This is a genomic window from Pseudooctadecabacter jejudonensis (genome assembly GCF_900172275.1).
GTDB lineage: Bacteria > Pseudomonadota > Alphaproteobacteria > Rhodobacterales > Rhodobacteraceae > Octadecabacter > Octadecabacter jejudonensis.
In genome coordinates this window covers 132746-153729 of record NZ_FWFT01000005.1, presented here as the reverse complement: position 1 = coordinate 153729, position 20984 = coordinate 132746, and the positions used below count along the sequence as shown (strand labels likewise).

Sequence of the window (20984 nt, the reverse complement as noted above, 5' to 3'; positions counted from 1 at the left end):
GTCAGCCGGTAAGGTTACGCGAGCGGTCCGGACAGCCGATCCGGAGGACAACAAAAGGGGCCAAGGCAGTGGCGCATATCATCGTCGTGGGGAACGAAAAGGGCGGCGCGGGCAAATCGACCGTGTCGATGCACGTGGCCACCGCATTGTCGCGGATGGGGCACAAGGTTGGCACGCTTGATCTGGATTTGCGCCAGAAAACGCTGGGCCGCTACGTGGACAACCGCACCAAGCATCTGGCCGAACAGGGCCTGGATCTGCCCACCCCCACCTATCACGACCTGCCGGAGGTCGATCCCGCGTCCCTGCGCGAAGGCGAAAACATCTTCGATCACCGCCTGTCCGCCGCTGTGGCGGGGTTGGAGCCCGACAACGATTTCATCCTGATCGACTGCCCGGGCAGCCATACACGGCTGTCTCAGGTGGCGCATTCGCTGGCGGACACGTTGATCACGCCGCTGAACGACAGTTTCATCGACTTCGATCTGCTGGCCCACATCGACAGCGACGCCGAAACGATCACCGGCCCGTCCGTCTATTCCCAGATGGTCTGGAACGCGCGGCAGCTGCGCGCGCAGGCGGGGTTCGAACCGATTGACTGGGTCGTTGTGCGCAACCGGATGGGCGCACAGAACATGGTCAACAAACAAAAGATGGAAGCGGCGATTGATAAACTCAGCCGTCGCATCGGATTCCGCACAGCGCCCGGGTTCAACGAACGCGTCATCTTCCGTGAACTCTTTCCCAGAGGGCTGACCCTGCTTGATCTACGCGATCTGGGGGTAAAGGGGCTGAACATTTCAAACGTCGCCGCACGGCAGGAACTGCGGGAGCTGATCAAGGCCCTGAATCTCCCCGGTGTGACGGTGGACTTTTAGTCCGCCTGGCCTCGCCGCACAGCAATCTGACCCTCGCCCTCGCTCTCGCCCTCGACTGCGCGTTTAATCAAACGCGGGATTGCGCCAGTATTGGGCGCCATCCTTCAGCACCAACGGCCATGTCCGGCCCGTTTGCGTATAGGCATCACCAAAATGCATCTCGCAGGCCTTTTCTTTCATCAAGACCCACCCGCGCCCCATCAAAGACTGCGCAACCTCCCACTCAACCGACCTTGAATGGGTTGCGACGTACATCCGCCGACAGAACTGATCCAACTCATCAAGTGCAGCCGCGATCACCATGGCTTCCGAATTTTGGATGTCCACATGCAGGAAATCGACAATCGGACCGTCCTTCAAAAGGCCAGGCAGCCCCTTTGAGGCGACTTTGATATGCTCCCGATGTGCGCCGCGGTAGTCCTTGCCGATGGTCGCCGGATCGTCACGATCAAAAATCGCGGCAAAGCCCATATCATGGGTGCTATCGGGCAAAACAGGAAAAAGGGCCGTCCCATCAAACGGACCAACAACCGCGTGGTGTGCCGTCAACGGCACATCGTCAACGCCATTATCCTTGCGGTGGCGGGTGATGAATTCAAATCGCTGACGGTCCCCCTCGACGGCTGTGACATGAATGTTCGAAAGACCTTGGCGCTTTGCGAAAACAGCACCTGCTGTGATCCACGGGCCCCAACCCGCCCCAAGTTCCATGATGTGAAAGGTGTCATTGGGTTTCGATACCCTGATGCTGTCGAGCAAGGCAAACCACTCCATCGCGTCGTGTTCGAAACACCCGCGAAACGTCCAAGGCTGCACTGTGCCGTCCAATGGGGCCCATTTGGTCGCTGTATCGGTTTGTGTCCGGATCCCGAAACAGTCGGTCACATAACCGTCCGCCGCCGTGGCGTTCGGGTCAATGTGGTCTGTGCAAAACAAATGATCGTTCAGGCCAAGCCCCGCTGGAAGGTGAAAATCCTGCGACACGGCCCATGCAAATCTGCGGTCATTGCGCACCGACGCGACAAGGTCTTCCAACGATGTGCTCGCCTCGGCCAAGGCGCGCAAATCCGCCGTGTCTTCCGGCGGAAGATCCCCAAAGGAGGCCATGAAGTCGATCACATCAACTGCGAGTGGGGTCATGTTGGTCTCCGATGTGTTGGGCTAGGATTTGCGCCCCACCAAACGCAATCGCAACGCATTTGTCACCACTAAAACACTGGAGGCTGCCATGGCGAGGGCCGCCAGCTGTGGGGACAACAGGCCAAGTGCCGCGACAGGGATCAGCACGACGTTATACCCAAACGCCCAACCGAGGTTTTGCCAAATGTTGCGCAAGGTCGCGCGGCTGACCTCAATCGCGTGCATCACGCCCATGGGATGACCGGACATCAGCACCACATCTGCGGCCTCAATCGCCACGTCGGTTCCGGTGCCCATGGCAATGCCGACATCGGCGGCCGCCAGCGCAGGGGCGTCGTTGATCCCGTCGCCCACAAAGGCGACCGGCCCGCCCGTTTGCAAGACAGCCAAAGCCTGTTGTTTTCCGTCCGGACGCACATCCGCCACCACGTTTGTGATGCCAAGGTCAGACGCGACGGCTTGCGCGGCCTGCGCTGTATCGCCAGAGATCATCGCAACGTCCATACCGCCCGTCGACAGCCCAGCCACGGCCAGTGCCGCGTCCTGTTTCACCGGATCGCGCAGGCCGAGGTAGCCTGCATAAACACCGTCGATCGCCACATAGACGGGGGTGTCAGACGTATCGGATATTTCAGTGATTGTGATGCCCTCGCGCGCCATCATGCCCGCATTGCCCGCAACAATGCGCGCGCCGTCCACCCTCCCCGTGACACCCAAGCCGGGGACGGTTTGGACGTCTTTCGCTATTCCAATATCGCGGCCTGCGGCCTCAACAATTGCAGCGGCCAACGGATGGGTGGATGCTGCCTCAAGGGCCGCAACACGGGCCAGATCGGCGTCGGACAGCGTCCGCGCCACAACCTGCGGCGTGCCTTGTGTCAACGTGCCGGTTTTGTCGAAGGCCACGACATCGACACCCGCCAAAGCCTGCAACGCATCGCCGCGCCGAAACAGAACCCCCAGTTCTGCCGCCCGTCCTGTGCCGACCATGATCGACATGGGCGTGGCAAGGCCCATGGCACAGGGGCAGGCGATGATCAGAACACTGACACCCGCAACCAACGCCTGCGGCACTGAGCCTACCAACATCCAGACAACCACCGTCAGCGCCGCGATGCACATAACCGCAGGCACAAACCACAATGTGATCCGGTTCACCAAATCCTGCACGGGCAACCGCGCGCCCTGCGCCTCGGCCACCATATCAATGATCCGCGCCAGGGTCGTATTCGCCCCCACGGCCTCCGCTTGCATGACCAGGGCCGTTGTCCCGTTGATTGTGCCCGCTGTAAGTGGATCGCCTTCGGCTTTTTCGACCGGAACAGGCTCACCCGACAACATCGCCTCATCCACGACGCCCGCCCCCTGACGCACCACGCCATCGACGGGCACCCGTGCGCCCGCGGACAGATGCACGATGTCGCCCACGACAACGTCAGCCAAGGGCACGTCAGCCACGGCGCCGTCCCGTTCCACCCGCACCACATCGGGCCGCAGGCCAATCAAACGGCTGATGGCCGCACCGGACCTCCCCTTGGCGCGCGCCTCTAGCAGACGCCCCAAGAGGATCAACGTCACGATAACCGCTGCGGCCTCAAAATAGACCTGTACCGCACCGTCGGGCAAAACCGCGGGCACAAAGGTCGCCACGGTGGAATAGCCAAAGGCCGCGCTCGCCCCCAGCACGACAAGGCTGTTCATATCCGGCGCACCGCGCAGCAATGCAGGCACCCCAAGGCGGTAGAACACGCGTCCGGGGCCCGCCAGAACGGCCCCCGCCAAAACGAATTGCACCATCCACCACGCGCCAAGGCCAAAGGTCCCCGCGATCCAGTGGTGCACCGCAGGCACGGCGTGTCCGGCCATTTCAATGATAAAGATGGGCAATGTCAGCACAGCGGCGATCCAGACCGACCGGCGCAAGGGGCCTTCATCCGCCTCTGACAAGGTCGCTTCACCCTCGGGTGCGCGCAAAGTCGCGGGGTAGCCTGCCTCCGCCGCGGCGGCGGCGACCACATGGGCCGGCACGCCCTGCGCCGTAACCGTTGCCGTGTGGTTGGCGAAGTTCACCGCCGCCGATGTCACACCGGCAACGCCGCCCAACGCCCGTTCGGCCCGCGCCGCACAGCCGCCACAGGTCATCCCGCTGATATCGAATTTGTATGTGGCCATAACGCGCCCCTTCTTCCCCTTCTATAAAGGCGTCAGCGCAGCCTTGGTCAAGCGGCAACCCATGCGGCAAAACTGGCGATATTCGGCCGAACTCTCTGGCCCTATCTGGGATGCCCGAAAATCGTAATAGTATGGCATCGCGCACACTGCGCCCCTTTGATTCGAGCAGGAGGTCCGAGCGATGGACGGAATGACAGCAAACGATATTACTCACGTCGTCGACGCCGACCGCGCCCACGTCTGGCACCACCTTATCCAGCACAAGCCGTTCGAGACCGGCGAGCCGCGCATCATCGTCGAAGGCAAAGGCATGCGTGTCTGGGATCAGCACGGCAAGGAGCACCTTGATGCCGTCGCCGGTGGCGTCTGGACCGTCAACGTCGGTTATGGCCGTGAAAGCATCGCCAACGCGGTGCGCGACCAGATCCTGAAAATGAACTTCTTTGGCGGCACCGTGGGCACCATTCCGGGCGCGCTTTTTGCTGAAAAGCTTATCGCGAAGATGCCGGGCATGACGCGGGTGTATTACTGCAACTCTGGCTCTGAGGCGAACGAGAAGGCGTTCAAGATGGTCCGCCAAATCGCCCACAAACGCTATGGCGGCAAAAAGACGAAGATCCTGTACCGTGACCGCGACTACCACGGCTCCACCCTCGCGACGATGTCGGCAGGCGGGCAGGACGAACGCAACGCGCAATACGGCCCCTTCGCGCCTGATTTCATCCGCGTGCCGCACTGCATGGAATACCGCAAGCACGAACAGGACGGCGCACCCGATCAGAACTACGGCGAATGGGCCGCCGGCCAGATCGAAGAGGTGATCCTGCGCGAAGGTCCCGACACCGTCGGTGCCCTGTGTCTTGAACCTGTCACCGCAGGCGGTGGCGTCATCACCCCGCCCGAGGGCTATTGGGAACGTGTGCAGGAGATTTGCGAAAAGTACGACATTCTGTTGCACATCGACGAAGTCGTCTGCGGCATGGGCCGCACGGGTGTCTGGTTCGGCTATCAGAACTACGGCGTGAAACCTGATATTGTGACCATGGCCAAGGGTGTGGCCTCTGGCTATGCGGCAATTTCGTGCTGTGTGACCTCCGAAAAAGTGTTCGAGCTGTTCAAGGACGACGCAAGCGATCCCATGAATTACTTCCGCGACATTTCCACCTTTGGTGGCTGCACCGCAGGCCCTGCGGCGGCACTTGAAAACATGCGCATCCTTGAGGATGAAGATCTGCTGGGCAACACCCTGACGATGGGTGCACGCATGGTCGACAACCTGCAGGCGCTGGCCGAAAAGCATCGCGTGATCGGTGATGTGCGCGGCAAAGGCCTGTTCTGCGGCGCCGAACTGGTCACAGACCGCGACACCAAAGAACCGATGCACGAAAAGATGGTGCAGGCCGTTGTCGCGGACTGCATGCAGCAAGGCGTGATCATCGGGGCAACCAACCGGTCGATCCCCAGCAAAAACAACACGTTGTGTTTCTCGCCCCCGCTGATCGCCACAGCCGATGACATTGATGAAATCACCAATGCCGTCGACGGTGCCTTGGGCCGCGTCTTCGCGTAAACGCACCTAGACAAAAACAAGGGCGGGCTGGGTTCACTGTGGACCCAGCCCTTTCTTTTTGGAAAGATGGGATCACATTTTTGTCATAAGGCCCTTTTTCTATGCTTCGTTCTGCCCTTGCCCTGCTGTGTTTGATCCTCGCCCTACCCGCTGCGGCGCAAAACTCGTGCGATTATGCCAATGACAATGAATGCGATGAGGCTCGATTTGGCGGACAGGGCTATTGCGAACCCAACACCGACGGAAATGATTGCGTTCTTGTGGCCAAAGGCATCGCCGACAACAGCTGTTCGTTTGCCTTTGACGGCCAATGCGATGAATACCGCCATGGCGGGACGGGGTCCTGTCTTGATGGCTCAGACACCGCCGATTGCGCCGACTGGATTGTGCAACGGGAAGCCGATTTTCTGATGCGCGCCAATGCGCTGGGCCTTGATACGACGTCTATTGGAAATCTGGGCGACAACACCTGCCGCTGGTCAAACGATGGCGAATGCGATGACGCAGCCTTTGGCGGGTCTGGCCTGTGCGATGCAGGCACCGATGCGATGGACTGTCTGATCAACGTGCAAACCACGGCTGATCTGCCCCCTATGGATGAGGCGGACAGTTGCGTGTTCGCAAACGACGGCGCCTGCGATGAGGCCCGCTACGGCGGTCAAGGGTTCTGCGCAGATGGCACGGACACCACCGATTGCGGTGCGCCGACAGCCGCGCCAGCCGTAGCCGCCGGGGACGACAGCTGCGAATGGTCCGGCGACAACGAATGCGACGAAGCGCGCTACGGGGGCGGTGGTTATTGTGCCGATGGCACCGACGCGACCGACTGCGCCCTTCTGGCCGCGGGGATTGCGGACGACAGCTGCGCCTTTGCCAATGACGGCGAATGTGACGAGCTGCGCTACGGCGGCGGCGGCGCTTGCGTCGACGGCTCAGACGCGACGGATTGCAACCTTTATGGCGATTCCCCTGCGGCCCTTGAACGTCTGCTGGCGTTGGTTCCTGCCGATCTACGCGGCCAGTTGGGCGACGACAGCTGCCAATATAGCAATGACGGAGAATGCGACGATGCCACTTTCGGGGGCACCGTCTATTGCACCCCGGGCACCGACGCCACGGACTGCCGCGCGCTGGCTCTGGGTGGCGAAGACAGTTGCCGCTGGGCCAACGATGGCGAATGTGACGAACCGGGCATCGGCACGGACAATTGCACCTCAGGCACGGACGTGACCGATTGCGCCGCCGTGGCCTATCTGCGCAACCGCACCGATACCTGCAACACCGCGTTCGATGGCATCTGCAATGAGGCCTCGGGCGGAGACGGCACGTGTGAAGCGTTCAGCGACACAGCCGATTGTCTGGGCCGGTCCCGTCCTGCAGGCCTTGAAAACCACTTCTTTGGCCGCGATGACCGCCTGCTGGTCGATGCGACACAAATGCCATGGGCCGCTATCGGATCGCTGGAACTGCAGGACGGCGGGTGCACGGGCACCCTTGTGGGCCCTTCGCTGGTTTTGACGGCGGCCCACTGCGTCACGGATACGGGCGAGGAAACCCTCACCCCTGTAAGCTTTACCGCCGGTCTTTCGGTCGGCCAATCCATGGGGGAGGCTCGCGTGACAGGCGCGGTGTTTGACCCCAACTATACCCCCGACGCACAGCCCGCTGGCGGCGGCAATGGCCACGACTGGGCGCTGGTCACACTGGATCGCCCGTTGGGGAATGAAGTCGGCTATCTGGATGTCCATGAACTCACCTCCGCTGACCTCAGCCAGATTGGGCGGTCTGGTCTGATCGTCAATCAGGCGGGCTACAGCTGGGACACCGGCGACAACCTGTCAGGCAACGTCGGCTGTCGCGTGGTTGAGGCGTTTGATGACAATTCGATCCTGCACGAATGCGACACAGCGCAGGGCGACAGCGGATCACCATTCTTGCTGAATGTTGATGGCGCATGGAAAATCATCGCCGTGGACAGCACGTTCTTTAACCCCGACGACGACAAATCGCCCTTCGCGCAGGCCAACTTGGCGGTGGACAGTCGCGCCTTCGCACGGATGGTGGCACAACAGCAGTAAGCGGCGCCGCCAAATCCTCTTCGAGGATTTGTCACCAATTTCTCGATGAGAAATTGTCTGCGCCCATAAGACCAGTTCACTTCCCCCATGGGTCCAGCTATTCTGCGCCCCATGGCCCTTCCTGTTGAAACTTTTTTTCTAAAACCCGATGCCGAAGGCACCCTGCAAACGCAGATCCGCCAGCTTGTGGCAGAGGGTATTTTGGCGGGCCGGTTTCGGCCGGGGGAAAAGCTCCCCTCCTCGCGCAAACTGGCCGAACATCTGGGCGTCAGCCGCATTACCGTCACACTCGCGTTTACCGAACTGTTGGCCGACGATTACATCGTGGCGCGCGGGCGGTCTGGGTATTTTGTGTCCGACAACGCACCGGAACCACCCCATTTTCCGGCCAAGGCCGCAGGGGCCAGCACCGTGGATTGGTCCCGCGCGATCGGCCAGCGGTTCACCTCACTGGATAGTTTTTCAAAGCCTGCGGACTGGGCCGACTACCGCTATCCCTTTATCTACGGTCAAGCCGACCCGACCTTGTTTGACAGTGCGAACTGGCGCCTGTGCGCACTTGAGGCGCTGGGCCGCAAGGATTTCGATGCGCTCACGGCGGATTATTTCGACAGTGACGACCCCAAACTGCTGGATTTCATCGCCCGCCAGACCCTGCCGCGCCGGGGCATCCTTGCCAAACCCGATGAGATTTTGCTGACCTTGGGGGCACAAAATGCCCTGTGGCTGACAGCGCAGGTGCTGCTGACCCAACGGCGCACGGCAGCCATCGAAGACCCGTGTTATCCGGCCCTGCGCGGCATCCTTGAACAATCGCGCTGTCATCTGCATGCCATTCCCGTGGACGGCGACGGCCTGCCGCCCGCCAATCTGCCCCACGGCACCGACGTGGTGTTCACCACCCCCAGCCACCAGTGCCCCACAGCGGCGACCATGCCCATGTCGCGGCGCCATGAACTGCTCGAAAGGGCTGAACGCGACGATTTTCTGATTGTCGAGGATGACTACGAATTTGAGATGTCGTTCCTCAAACCGCCGTCTCCTGCGCTCAAATCCCTCGATAAGAACGGGCGGGTGATCTACGTGGGCAGCTTTTCCAAATCGCTGTTTCCGGGGCTTCGTTTGGGCTATCTTGTCGGCCCCGCGCCCTTTATCCGCGAAGCCCGCGCCCTGCGCGCCTCTGTCCTGCGGCACCCACCGGGACACATCCAGCGGACCGTCACCTATTTCCTCAGCCGTGGTCATTATGACGCTCTGGTGCGCCGCATGAGCCGCGCGTTTCACGACCGCCGCACTACCATTGACCGCGCTGTCAACGCACATGGGCTGACCGTCGCAGGACGCGGCAGCTTTGGCGGGTCCTCGCTGTGGATGCGGGCGCCGGATCACATCGACACACGCGACCTTGCCGCAAGACTGGCCAAGTCATCGGTTCTGATTGAACCCGGCCACGCGTTTTTCGGAGACCCGAATCCGCCCAAGAACTTTTACCGGCTTGCCTACAGCTCTATTCCGACGCCGCGCATCACCGAAGGTGTCGCACTGCTGGCACGCACCTTGGCCGAAATGGGTTAACGACCCGCCGATGCCGCACGGGGGTGAAATCGCGACTCGACAAAACCTTTCATAAATGAGACTTCTGGTCTTAATTCTCAAAGCACTGGCAGTAAGACCTACAACCAACTGGACCTAACGGGCCGTTCGACAAACCCGTAAGTTCAGCCCAAATTTGATCAGAGGGGATTCCCAAATGAAAATGACGACCGAAGAAGCCTTCGTAAAAGTTCTACAGGCCCATGGCATCGACAATGCCTTCGGGATCATTGGTTCCGCCATGATGCCCATTTCTGACATCTTCCCTGATGCGGGCATCACCTTTTGGGATTGTGCGCACGAAGGCTCAGCCGGGATGATGGCCGACGGCTACACCCGTGCCACCGGTGCCATGTCCATGATGATCGCCCAAAACGGCCCCGGTATCACCAACTTCGTGACCGCCGTCAAAACCGCCTACTGGAACCACACCCCCTGCCTGCTGGTGACACCGCAGGCCGCCAACAAGACCATCGGTCAGGGCGGCTTTCAGGAAATGGAACAGATGAACCTGTTCGCTGACTGTGTGGCCTATCAGGAAGAGGTGCGCGACCCCACCCGCGTGGCCGAGGTTCTGACCCGCGTCATCGCCAAGGCCAAGCGCCTGTCCGGACCTGCGCAAATCAACATCCCGCGTGACTTCTGGACCCAGGTGGTCGACATCGAAATCCCCGAGCCGATTGAATTCGAAGTCTCCGGTGGCGGCGAAAACTCCGTCAAAAAAGCGGCTGAGCTGATCTCCGGCGCGAAAAACCCTGTCATCCTGAACGGTGCCGGTGTGGTCCTGTCCGAAGGCGGGATTGAGGCGTCCAAGGCGCTGGCCGAAAAGCTCGATGCGCCTGTCTGCGTGGGCTACCAGCACAACGACGCTTTCCCAGGCTCCCACCCGCTGTTTGCAGGCCCGCTGGGCTACAACGGGTCCAAGGCTGGGATGGAATTGATCAAGGACGCTGATGTGGTCGTCTGCCTCGGCACGCGCCTCAACCCGTTTTCCACACTGCCCGGTTACGGCATGGATTACTGGCCCACAGACGCCAAGATCATTCAGGTCGACATCAACCCAGACCGCATCGGTCTGACCAAAAAGGTCACCGTGGGTATCGTCGGTGACGCGGCCAAAGTGGCCAAAGGCATCCTCGAAAACCTCTCCGCGGATGCAGGCGACGCAGGCCGTGACGCCCGCAAAGCCAAGATCGCAGAAACCAAATCCCGTTGGGCGCAACAGCTGTCTTCCATGGACCACGAGGACGACGATCCAGGCACCACCTGGAACGAACGTGCCCGCGCGGACAAGCCTGACTGGATGTCCCCCCGCATGGCATGGCGCGCGATCCAAAGCGCACTGCCCCGTGAGGCGATCATCTCCTCCGACATTGGCAACAACTGCGCCATCGGCAACGCCTACCCTGACTTCGACGAAGGCCGCAAATATCTGGCCCCCGGCCTCTTTGGCCCCTGTGGCTACGGCCTGCCCGCCATTGTGGGCGCCAAGATCGGCCAGCGCGATGTGCCTGTGGTTGGCTTTGCAGGTGACGGTGCCTTCGGGATCGCGGTCAACGAACTGACAGCCATCGGTCGTGGCGAATGGCCAGCGGTGACGCAGATCGTCTTCCGCAACTACCAGTGGGGCGCGGAAAAGCGGAACTCCACCCTGTGGTTCGACGACAACTTCGTGGGCACAGAACTGGACACCCAAGTGTCCTATGCAGGCATCGCCAACGCCTGTGGCCTGAAGGGTGTGATTGCCCGCACGCAGGAGGAGCTGACAGACGCCCTGAACCAGGCCATCAAAGACCAGATGGAAAACGGCATCACCACCTTGATCGAAGCCATGATCAACCAGGAACTGGGTGAGCCCTTCCGCCGCGACGCGATGAAAAAGCCTGTGGCCGTGGCCGGTATCTCCAAGGACGACATGAAGCCACAACTGGCCTAATGTCTGTCTGAACAGATTGGCCGAGGCGGGGATCTCCCTCGCCTCGGCCCGACCATTTTTAAGGGGACCGCAATGACGCAGAGTTTTTTGCCTGATGGATTTCTGTCTGACGCCGTGGCTGAGGCACCGCAAAACATCATCAAACTCGCCCAAGATTTGCCCTCCCCCCGCGTGGCCATTGCCCGCGCGGGTGCCCCCCTGCCCATGAAAGCCGCGAAAGAGGCCGTTGAGGCCAACATGATGGTTCCGCTTTTCACCGGCGAGCGCCACATGATCGAGGATGAGGCCGCCAAGCTGGATTGGGACATCTCTGGGTTTGAAATCATCGACGCCGACGGCGAAATTGAAAGCGGGATGGCCGCGGCAAAAGCCTGCGGAGAGGGCCGCGCAGACGTTCTGATGAAAGGCCAGCTGCACACCGATGCCTTCATGCGCGCGGCAGTGTCCCGCGACAACGGCCTGCGCACCGGAAGCCGCTTTGTCCACATCTTTCACATCACCAAAGGCGACAGCGCCATCACCATCAGCGATGCGGCCGTCAACGTGTCGCCTAACCTAGATACCCGCAAAGATGCGACGGTTGAGGTGGTTAAGCTGCTGCACAAGATCGGCAACACCCGCCCTAAGGTCGCGTTTCTCAGCGCAACAGAATCCGCCATCGAAAGCGTGCCCTCGTCCATGGACGCCCGCGCCCTGCGCGACTGGGCGGAGGAGAACATCGACGACGCCGATTTCTCAGGCCCGCTCGCTTTTGATCTGATCATGTCGCCAAAGGCCGTGCAGGCCAAGAAACTCACCGATGATCCCGTGGCAGGGCGTGCCGACGCCATCATCGTGCCGGATATTGTCAGCGGCAACGCGCTGTTCAAATCCTTCGTCTATCTGACGGGTGGCTGCGCCGGTGGCATCGTCATGGGCGCCAAGGTTCCGATCCTTCTGACCTCCCGCGCCGATCCGGCGGCGGCCCGCCTGTCCTCCATCGCCCTTGGCGCAATCGTGGCGGCAGGCTAGCGCATGATCCTTGTCGTCAACGCCGGATCCTCATCGATCAAGGTGGCCTTGTTCCAGACAGGGCCAGACGGCGCGTTGACCCAACACCTGGCCGGTCAGGTCAGCGGCATTGGCGGCCCGTTGGCGCATCTGGACCTTGGGACCGATGACAAAGACATCGCCGCCCCTGACCACGACACGGCCCTAGCCGCGATCCTGTCCAGCCTTGCCGCGCAAGGCGTCGCCCTGTCCAACCTGACAGCAGCCGCCCACCGCGTGGTCCACGGCGGCACCACGCTTGTCGCACCCTGCCGCGTCACCGATGACGTCATCGCGGGCATCGAGGCCGCAACGCCGCTTGCCCCGCTGCACAACCCCAACAACCTTGCAGCCATTCGCGCGCTGCAATCGCTGGCCCCGGACCTTGCGCAATACGCATCCTTCGGGACAGCCTTTCACGCCACCAACCCCGACGTCGCCACAACCTACGCAATCCCAGCCGAAGACCGCGCGATGGGCATCCGACGCTATGGGTTCCACGGCCTCAGCTATGCGTGGATCGTGACGCAATTCGGCGCAGATCTACCCAAACGGCTGCTGGCGCTGCACCTTGGGTCTGGCGCGTCGCTCTGTGCGATCAAGAACGGCCGGTCTGTTGCGACCTCCATGGGCTATTCCCCCCTGGACGGGCTGACCATGGGCACGCGGTCCGGCGCGATTGACGGCATGGCCGTGCTGCGGATGGCCGAAATCCACGGGCCGGATGAGGCCGCGCGGCGGCTGAACAAAGACAGCGGCCTCAAGGGATTGGGCGGGGCCAACGACATGCGCCTGTTGCTGGCCGCCGATACGGACAAGGCCAACTTCGCCGTTGATCATTTCTGCTACTGGGCCGCACGGCACGCGGGATCAGCGGTGGTCGCCATGGGCGGCCTCGATGCCGTGGCCTTCACCGGTGGCATCGGCGAAAACTCCGCTAAGATCCGCGACCGGATTATGGCCCATCTGGCCTTCCTTGGCGATGTGCCTGTGCACGTGGTCAAAGCGCAAGAAGAACGTCAGATCGCCCTTGATGCGCTGACCCTTGGGGCGGTGTGATGGAATGGCTGCTGTCGCTTACCGCATTCACCGCTGGCGAATTTCTAGCCCTTCTGGCGATCACCTTCGTCGCGGGCCTCGTGCGTGGGTTTTCAGGCTTTGCGCTGTCGGCGCTGGTGATGGCCTCCGCCGCGACCTTCATTGCGCCCATCGTGCTGATCCCCATTCTGTGGTTTCTGGAAATGTCCGCCAGCCTGTTGATGGCCCGCGCAGGCATCCGCGATGCCGACCGGCGCATCGCCCTGCTGCTGGTCATCGGATCGACCATCGGTTGGCCGTTGGGGCTGATGCTGACGATGTCATTGCCCGTCGAGACGTCCCGTATCGTGGCGCTGGCGTTGATCGTGGCACTGGCCGTCCTGCAACTTCTCAAGGTGCAGTTTCCCGGCCTGCGCACACCCGGCGGCACGGTCGTCGCGGGCATCGTCGCGGGCATCGCGGCGGGCCTTGCCCATGTGGGCGGCATGGTGATCGCCCTTTATGTGTTGTCACTGGGCACGGCCGCCGCCTCAATGCGCGGCACACTCGTGCTTTACCTCTTTGCCTCCGGCGTCTTTTCCCTGTTTATCCAGCTGGGCTTTGGCACCATGGACGGCACCGCGGCCCTTCGGGGGCTGGCGCTTATTCCGCCGACACTTCTTGGCGTCTGGCTTGGCACAAAATTCTTCACGCCACGCCTGCAACCCTACTACAAACCTTTTTGCCTGTTTCTGCTGATCGGCCTTGCCCTGCTCGGCCTGATCAGAACCCTTGCCGCCTGACCTGAAAGGACACGACATGCCCAAAGATCAACCGATCCTCGACACATCGCCCAAGGTCTCGGACGAGGTCCGCAAAACGACCTGCTACATGTGCGCCTGCCGCTGCGGCATCAACGTCCACATGAAAGACGGCAAAGTCGCCTACATCGAGGGCAACAAGGACCACCCCGTGAACCAGGGCGTCCTTTGCGCCAAAGGCAGCGCGGGCATCATGCAGGTCAACGCGCCCTCGCGCCTGAAGGCACCTTTGAAACGTGTCGGCCCTCGCGGATCGGGTGAGTTCGAAGAGATCTCTTGGGAAGAGGCCCTCACAATCGCCACTGACTGGCTAAAGCCCGTCCGCGAAAAGCACCCCGAAAAGCTGGCGTTCTTCACGGGCCGCGACCAGTCGCAATCCTTTACGTCGCTTTGGGCGCAGGGCTTCGGCACGCCCAACTACGCAGCCCACGGGGGCTTTTGTTCCGTGAACATGGCCGCCGCTGGCATCTACACCATGGGCGGCGCGTTCTGGGAATTCGGACAGCCCGATTGGGACCACACCAAGATGTTCGTGTTGTTCGGGGTCGCCGAAGACCACGACAGCAACCCCATCAAAATGGGCATCGGCAAGATCAAAGCCCGCGGCGCTCGTGTTGTGGGCGTGAACCCAATCCGCTCTGGCTACAACGCGGTGGCCGACGATTGGTTCGGCATCACGCCCGGCACCGACGGCCTTCTGATCATGTCGCTGATCCATGAGCTGTTTAAGGCCGGCAAGCTTGACCTTGACTACCTTGCCCGCTTCACCAACGCGTCGTGTCTGGTCAACGAAGACCCCGCCAGCGATCAACAAGGCCTGCTGCTGCGGGACAGTGACGGCCAGCCGCTTGTCATCGACAGCCGCACCGGGGATCTGGCCCCGTGGAACGGTGAAGGCGTGGAACCTGACCTGCGCGCCACCCACCGCCACGCTGGCGTCACCCACCGCCCCGTCTTCCACTTGATGGCTGAACGGTTCCTCGATGTAAAATACGCGCCGGAAAACGTCGCCGCGCAAACCGGCATCGAAGCCAGCCGCATCAAACGTCTCGCCGCCGATATGGCGCGCGTGGCCTTTGACGAAGCCATCGAACTGGACCGCCCGTGGACAGATTTCCGCGGCAAAAAGCACGACAAAATGGTGGGCCGCCCAGTCTCCATGCACGCCATGCGCGGGATTTCCGCGCATTCCAACGGCTTCCAAACCTGCCGCGCACTGCACACGCTGCAAATCGTCCTCGGTGCCGTAGAAACACCCGGCGGCATGCGGTTCAAACCGCCCTACCCCAAGCCCGCAACAGCCCACCCCAAACCCCATGGCAAAGTCACCCCTGGGGAGGCGCTGGACGGCCCACATTTGGGCTTCACCCATGGGCCCGATGATCTGTTGGTCAAAGACGACGGCTCGGCCGTGCGGATCGACAAAGCCTTCACGTGGGAAAATCCCCTGTCGTCCCACGGCATGATGCACATGGTCATCGCCAACGCCCACGCAGGCGATCCCTACAAAATCGACACCTTGTTCATGTATATGGCCAACATGTCGTGGAACTCCTCCATGAACACCAAAGCGGTGATGGAGATGTTGACCGACACGGATGATGAAACCGGCGAATACGTCATCCCGCGCATCATTTATTCGGATGCCTATTCGTCCGAAATGGTGGCCTTTGCGGACCTGATCCTGCCAGATACCACCTACCTGGAACGTCACGATTGTATATCGCTCCTTGATCGTCCGATCTGTGAGGCCGACGCCGTGGCCGACGCCATCCGCTGGCCCGTGGTGGAACCTGACCGCGACGTGCGCGGCTTCCAATCCGTGCTGTGTGATCTGGGCGCCCGCCTTGGCCTGCCCGGCTTTGTGAACGAAGACGGCAGCCAAAAATACGACGACTACGCCGACTACATCACCAACCACATGCGCCGCCCTGGCGTGGGCCCGCTGGCCGGTTGGCGCATGGGCGAGAACGGCCTGACCGAAGGCCGCGGCCAGCCGAATGAAGCGCAGCTTGACGCCTATATTAAAAACGGCGGCTTCTGGATGAGCCACGTCCCCGAAGAGGCGGCCTACTACAAACCGTTCAACATGGCCTATCAGGATTGGGCGGTGGAGATGTCGTTCTTTGACAGCCCCCAACCCTATATCTTCACGCCCTACGTCGAACCCCTGCGCCGGATGCAGCTGGCCGCCGAAGGCGTCGGGCGCGTGCAACCGCCAGATCATCTGCGCGCCCGCATCAAGGACACGATGGACCCGCTGCCCATCTGGTACGCCCCCTTGTCGGATGAGAGGACAGACACGTCCGAATATAACGTCCACGCGCTGACCCAACGTCCGATGGCAATGTATCACAGCTGGGGCACGCAAAACGCTTGGCTGCGGCAGATCCACGGTGTGAATCCTCTCTACGTGCCCACGAAAATCTGGGATGAGCACGGCTTTGCCGAAGGCGACTGGGCCAAAGTCACCTCTCCTACAGGTGTCATTACAGTGCCTGTGGCCCACATGGCCGCGCTCAATGAAAATACCGTCTGGACATGGAACGCCATCGGCAAGCGCAAAGGCGCCTGGGCGCTGGACAACGACGCGCCTGAGACCACGAAAGGGTTCCTGCTGAACCACCTGATCCATGAACTTCTGCCCGAACAGGACGACGGTATGCGCTGGTCCAACTCCGACCCGATCACAGGTCAGGCCGCTTGGTTCGACCTGCGTGTCAAAATCGAAAAAACGACAGCACCCAAAGGCCAGCAATCCCAGCCCGCCTTCGATCCGCAGGCCGCCCCCGTGTCCAAAGGGCCAAAGGACCTGACATGGAAGGTGGGCAAATGAATAAAACCCTCGCCCTGATCTTTGCGGCCCTTGCGGTGATGATCGGATCCTTCATCTGGTTTGTGGCCACATGGGACCGCGACGCAGAAGAACCGATCACCTTCATCTGGCCCGAAAAACTCCCCCCGGAGGGTCGGTCTGCCCCGCACGCCACCCTCCGTCATATGGCCACCCAGCCATACGCGAGCCATACGCCAGCCATACACAAACCATACGGTGTCTCATGACCACATTGCCCACTTCAACTGACCGCAAACTCGGCCTAGTGATCGACCTCGACACCTGTGTCGGCTGCCACGCGTGCGTGATCTCCTGCAAAGGCTGGAACACCGAAAACTATGGTGCACCTCTGGCCGACACCGACGCTTATGGCGCCAACCCCTCAGGCACGTTCCTCAACCGTGTACACTCCTATGAGGTGCAGCCCGCGAACGACGCGCCCGCCCAACTCATCCACTTCCCCAAATCCTGCCTGCACTGCGAAGACGCGCCCTGCGTCACCGTCTGCCCCACGGGCGCCAGCTACAAACGTGTCGAAGATGGCATCGTGCTGGTGAATGAGGCGGATTGTATCGGGTGCGGGTTGTGCGCCTGGGCTTGCCCCTATGGGGCCCGCGAAATGGACGCAGTCGAAAAGGTGATGAAGAAATGCACCTTGTGCGTCGACCGCATCTATAACGAAAACCTGCCCGAAGAAGACCGCGAACCCGCCTGCGTGCGCACCTGCCCCGCCGGTGCGCGGCATTTCGGGGATTTCGCAGACCCGGACAGCAACGTCAGCAAACTGACCGCTGAACGTGGCGGAATGGATCTGATGCCTGAAATGGGCACCAAGCCGGTGAACAAATACCTGCCCCCGCGTCCCAAAGACCGCGACCGCAGCGAAGACGTCGACATCCTCGCCCCATTTCTTGAACCCGTCGCAGCAGAACCCACAGGGTTCCTCGGCTGGCTCGACAAAGCCCTCACCACAATGCCAGGAGGTAAGTCCTAATGCATCCCGCACCCTCCGTTATCCTCTTTTCCACCCTGTCTGGCCTGGGCTTTGGCCTGTTGGCTTTTCTAGGGCTGGGCGTGTTGCAACCCACCGGCATGGGCGCGTTCATCTGGTTTTTCATTGCCTATGCGCTGGCCGTGGGCGGGCTGATCTCGTCTACGTTCCACCTGGGCCGTCCCGAACGGGCGCTGAAGGCATTCAAACAATGGCGGTCCAGCTGGCTTAGCCGTGAAGGCATCTGTGCGGTCGTGGCACTGCTGGTGATGGGTCTTTATGCGATCGGCGCGATCTTTTTGGGCACGCATTGGACCGTGCTGGGCGTTGTGGGTGCCGTGTTGTCGGTGTTGACCGTGTTCACCACCGCGATGATCTATACCCAGTTCAAGACCGTACCGCGCTGGCACAATATAACCACACCCGCGATGTTTCTTAGCATTTGCATCGCCGGTGGCGCGCTGCTGGCCGGTCAGGTGACGCTGGCCATCCCGTTGCTGATCCTTGCGGCACTGGCGCAACTGGCCCACTGGGTGGTGGGCGACAAAGCGTTGGAAGCCTCCGGCACCGATATGGGCACCGCCACCGGCTTGGGTGATCGCGGCACCGTCCGCGCATTTGAGCCGCCCCACACCGGCACGAATTATCTGCTGAAGGAATTCGTCTACGTCATTGGCCGCAAACATGCGGCCAAACTGCGCATCGTGGCGATGGGATTGATGGTCGTGGCGCCGATTGTGCTGCTGGCTTTGACGCAACTTGCCAGCGTGTCTGGCACCGCCGACCATGTTCTGGCGGCACTTGCTGTTATCAGCCACCTTGTCGGCGTGTTCGCGGCCCGCTGGCTGTTTTTTGCACAGGCCGAACATGTCGTGGGCCTCTACTACGGCAAACGCTAAAAGGAAGGGCCCTGCGATCAGTCACAGGGCCCAAATTCTTCCAAGAATTTGACACCAGACTTTTTGAAAAGTCTGGCCACCCGTCACGTACGGATGCGCATTTCTGTCTCCGCGTCGAACAGATAAACGCGCTGGGTCTCAAACGTGAGGCCCACCATCTGGCCCTCGCTCACCCGGTCGTCCCCCCGTTCTTCGACGACAATACGGTCACCCGCAGGGCTTTCCAGATAGGCGTAACTGACCCCGCCGAGGCTTTCGACCAGATCCACGCGCAGATCGCCCCCTGCAGGATCAATCGCCAAATGTTCGGGCCGCAAGCCTACATCCACTGACTTGCCTTTGTATGCCGGCGCAATGCCGATCTCGATCGTCTGCCCAAGCCCCGGAACCTCAACCGCACCGTCGCCCGCTGTGCCCTTGATAAAATTCATCGCAGGTGAGCCGATGAACCCCGCCACAAACTTATTGTCGGGATCACGGTACAAATCCATGGGCGCGCCGACCTGTTCGATATGGCCCAATCGCAACACGACGATCTTATCGGCCAGCGTCATGGCCTCGACCTGATCGTGGGTCACGTAGATCATCGTGGCCCCGATTTCCTTGTGCAGTCGGGCAATCTCTACCCGCATCTCAACGCGCAATTCGGCATCGAGGTTGGACAGCGGCTCATCGAACAAGAACACTTCGGGACCGCGCACAATCGCACGACCAATCGACACCCGCTGACGTTGACCACCGGACAAGGCTGCGGGTTTACGTGACAGATAGTCATCCAGCTTTAGAATCCGGCTGGCCTCTGCGACTTTTTCCTCAATCTCCTTTTTGGGGTGATTGTTCATCTTCAGGCCAAAGCCCATGTTTTCCTTCACCGTCATATGCGGGTAAAGCGCATAGGTCTGAAACACCATCGCCACACCGCGCTGTGCAGGGTCCATATGGGTGACGTCCCGTGTGCCGATGCTCATCGACCCGCCCGTTGTCTCCTCAAGGCCCGCGACCATCCGCAACAAGGTGGATTTGCCGCAGCCCGACGGGCCCACAAACACGCAGAATTCGCCGTCCTCGATCTCAAGGTCGATCCCGTGGATCACCTGCACGTCGCCATACTTCTTGATGACCTTGTTCATAGTAACGCCGGACATGGGCTTTCCTTTTCTTAGTGTGGGGTGACAGTCGCCGGAAAGTGCCATTGGCTGGCTTCTTTCGAAATAGCGTCCGCCGTCGTCTGAATGCGCGGGACAAGGCTTTCCAGCCCCGCGAGGTTTGTTCGGGTTGTGGTGCTGGTGACGGATAAGGCCCCCAACACCCGATTGGTGTCGGTCAGAATAGGCACCGCCACGCAGATGATGCCCGGCTCATGTTCTTCGCGGTCAAACCCGTAACCATTGGCGCGAATGTCGGCCAACTCTGCCTGTAGGCTTTCGGCGGATGTGTGCGTCGTGGGAGTGAACTGATGATAGCTTTGCTGGCCCAAGACATCGTGCAACGCGGCCTCAGGCAGATAGGCCATCATCGCTTTGCCCACTCCGGTGCAATAGGCAGGACCGACCTTGCCGGACTGGCTGAACATCTGCACCGGTTCGGCGGCATTGCGTTTGTCGACGTAAATCACCTGCGCATGATCCAGCTGCGCCAGATGCACCGTTTCACCGACCTCAGCCGAAAGCGCGTCAATCTCATCGCGGGCGATCGGCGCAAGTGATGCTGTTTGCCACGCCGCATGGGCCAGGCGCACCAGACGCACGCCGGGCGCGTACGTCCCGCGGTCTGGATCAAACGACAACATCCGTTGATTCGTCAGCGTTTGCACGAACCGGTACAACGTCGCCTTGGGAAAGGGCGAGTGTTCCAGAAGTTCGGTAAAACGCACAGGCCGTCCGAAGGACGCAACCTGATCGAGGACGTCCAACGCTTTGCCTACAGTACCGTCACCTGACGCGGTCACAAAAATTCCTCCATTTCGGGCCGTCCTCCAACGCCGCTGTTGACAACCATGGGCGAGTCGCGATTAAATTTCAATA

The 20984-nt window shown here is 61.0% G+C and carries 16 protein-coding genes; 12 read left to right on the top strand and 4 right to left on the bottom strand.

Annotated features, from left to right (window positions below; all coding sequences use genetic code 11):
- Window positions 1–68 precede the first annotated feature (68 nt).
- Window positions 69–878, top strand: coding sequence for a division plane positioning ATPase MipZ (locus PSJ8397_RS14285; RefSeq protein ID WP_085865301.1), 810 nt, complete (start codon window positions 69–71; stop codon window positions 876–878).
- Window positions 879–941: 63 nt separating this feature from the next.
- Here the strand turns inward: PSJ8397_RS14285 and PSJ8397_RS14280 are convergent, their stop codons facing one another.
- Together PSJ8397_RS14280 and PSJ8397_RS14275 are read right to left on the bottom strand one after the other, a co-directional pair.
- On the bottom strand, window positions 942–2018 hold the full coding sequence (locus PSJ8397_RS14280) for a class I SAM-dependent methyltransferase (protein WP_085865300.1): 1077 nt from the start codon (window positions 2016–2018) through the stop codon (window positions 942–944).
- Window positions 2019–2039: 21 nt separating this feature from the next.
- The gene (locus tag PSJ8397_RS14275; RefSeq protein WP_085865299.1) at window positions 2040–4190 is read right to left on the bottom strand and encodes a heavy metal translocating P-type ATPase; all 2151 of its coding nucleotides are present in this window, start codon (window positions 4188–4190) and stop codon (window positions 2040–2042) included.
- Between the two features lie 181 nt (window positions 4191–4371).
- Between PSJ8397_RS14275 and PSJ8397_RS14270 the strand changes: the two genes are divergently transcribed.
- The 11 genes from PSJ8397_RS14270 to PSJ8397_RS14220 all read left to right on the top strand — a co-directional run bounded on the left by PSJ8397_RS14270 (window position 4372) and on the right by PSJ8397_RS14220 (window position 18960).
- The gene (locus tag PSJ8397_RS14270; RefSeq protein ID WP_085865298.1) at window positions 4372–5760 is read left to right on the top strand and encodes an aminotransferase family protein; all 1389 of its coding nucleotides are present in this window, start codon (window positions 4372–4374) and stop codon (window positions 5758–5760) included.
- Between the two features lie 101 nt (window positions 5761–5861).
- Window positions 5862–7838 carry a trypsin-like serine peptidase gene (locus PSJ8397_RS14265; protein WP_085865297.1) on the top strand — a complete coding sequence of 659 codons (1977 nt, stop codon included), beginning with the start codon at window positions 5862–5864 and terminating at the stop codon, window positions 7836–7838.
- 111 nt (window positions 7839–7949) lie between these two features.
- Window positions 7950–9413 (top strand): MocR-like pyridoxine biosynthesis transcription factor PdxR, encoded by a 1464-nt coding sequence (pdxR, locus tag PSJ8397_RS14260; protein ID WP_085865410.1) that lies wholly within the window; start codon window positions 7950–7952, stop codon window positions 9411–9413.
- A gap of 175 nt (window positions 9414–9588) precedes the next feature.
- A complete protein-coding gene (gene xsc, locus PSJ8397_RS14255; protein ID WP_085865296.1) occupies window positions 9589–11367 on the top strand; it encodes a sulfoacetaldehyde acetyltransferase in 1779 nt (592 codons plus the stop codon).
- 72 nt (window positions 11368–11439) lie between these two features.
- The gene (locus PSJ8397_RS14250; RefSeq protein WP_085865295.1) at window positions 11440–12378 is read left to right on the top strand and encodes a phosphate acyltransferase; all 939 of its coding nucleotides are present in this window, start codon (window positions 11440–11442) and stop codon (window positions 12376–12378) included.
- A 3-nt stretch (window positions 12379–12381) separates the two neighbouring features.
- Window positions 12382–13455, top strand: a complete 1074-nt coding sequence (locus tag PSJ8397_RS14245) for an acetate/propionate family kinase (RefSeq protein WP_085865294.1) — start codon at window positions 12382–12384, stop codon at window positions 13453–13455.
- Entirely contained in the window at window positions 13455–14216 is a 762-nt protein-coding gene (locus tag PSJ8397_RS14240; RefSeq protein WP_085865293.1) for a sulfite exporter TauE/SafE family protein, read from the top strand. The genes PSJ8397_RS14245 and PSJ8397_RS14240 overlap by 1 nt, the downstream gene beginning before the upstream one ends.
- Before the next feature lie 16 nt (window positions 14217–14232).
- Complete coding sequence (locus PSJ8397_RS14235; RefSeq protein WP_085865292.1) at window positions 14233–17070, top strand: molybdopterin oxidoreductase family protein; 2838 nt, start codon at window positions 14233–14235, stop codon at window positions 17068–17070.
- A complete protein-coding gene (locus PSJ8397_RS14230) occupies window positions 17067–17297 on the top strand; it encodes a hypothetical protein (RefSeq protein WP_143515486.1) in 231 nt (76 codons plus the stop codon). Before PSJ8397_RS14235 ends, PSJ8397_RS14230 begins: the two co-directional genes overlap by 4 nt.
- Window positions 17294–18064, top strand: a complete 771-nt coding sequence (locus PSJ8397_RS14225) for a 4Fe-4S dicluster domain-containing protein (protein ID WP_085865290.1) — start codon at window positions 17294–17296, stop codon at window positions 18062–18064. Before PSJ8397_RS14230 ends, PSJ8397_RS14225 begins: the two co-directional genes overlap by 4 nt.
- Window positions 18064–18960, top strand: coding sequence for a dimethyl sulfoxide reductase anchor subunit family protein (locus PSJ8397_RS14220; protein WP_085865289.1), 897 nt, complete (start codon window positions 18064–18066; stop codon window positions 18958–18960). The genes PSJ8397_RS14225 and PSJ8397_RS14220 overlap by 1 nt, the downstream gene beginning before the upstream one ends.
- Before the next feature lie 83 nt (window positions 18961–19043).
- Here the strand turns inward: PSJ8397_RS14220 and PSJ8397_RS14215 are convergent, their stop codons facing one another.
- Together PSJ8397_RS14215 and PSJ8397_RS14210 are read right to left on the bottom strand one after the other, a co-directional pair.
- Window positions 19044–20105: an ABC transporter ATP-binding protein gene (locus PSJ8397_RS14215; RefSeq protein ID WP_085865288.1), complete on the bottom strand. Its 1062-nt coding sequence runs from the start codon at window positions 20103–20105 to the stop codon at window positions 19044–19046.
- A 14-nt stretch (window positions 20106–20119) separates the two neighbouring features.
- Window positions 20120–20908, bottom strand: coding sequence for an IclR family transcriptional regulator (locus PSJ8397_RS14210; protein ID WP_085865287.1), 789 nt, complete (start codon window positions 20906–20908; stop codon window positions 20120–20122).
- Window positions 20909–20984: the final 76 nt, after the last annotated feature.